This is a genomic window from Neisseria sp. P0008.S010, assembly GCF_051962715.1.
Classification (GTDB): Bacteria; Pseudomonadota; Gammaproteobacteria; order Burkholderiales; family Neisseriaceae; genus Neisseria; species Neisseria elongata.
This window is the reverse complement of the sequence record NZ_JBQCVA010000433.1, coordinates 1-236: the sequence shown is the minus strand read 5'-3', so window position 1 is coordinate 236 and position 236 is coordinate 1. Positions and strand designations below refer to the sequence as shown.

1 protein-coding gene is annotated in these 236 nt (G+C 30.5%); it reads left to right on the top strand.

The annotated features are described in order from the left end of the window. Positions 1–230, top strand: a 230-nt coding sequence (locus tag ACTHSL_RS14225; RefSeq protein ID WP_440381759.1) for a S26 family signal peptidase, incomplete at its 5' end; no start/stop codon positions are given. Positions 231–236 lie beyond the last annotated feature (6 nt).

Below are 236 nucleotides of genomic sequence, written 5' to 3'. Positions count from 1 at the left end.
ATGATAAGCCTATTGAATCCAAAGAAAATTACGATAAGATTGCGGACCCGGGTATTTTAGAGAATAAAATATATCTTTCTGCTAACGAGTTTTTTGTTCTTGGAGATAATATTAATTTTAGTGAAGATTCAAGATCCGGTAATATTGGAGTCGTTAATAAAAGTTACATTATAGGAAAGGTTTGGTTTAAACTGTCAAAACAGCTTGTAAACCTTGGTTTAGTTAAATGATAGTTC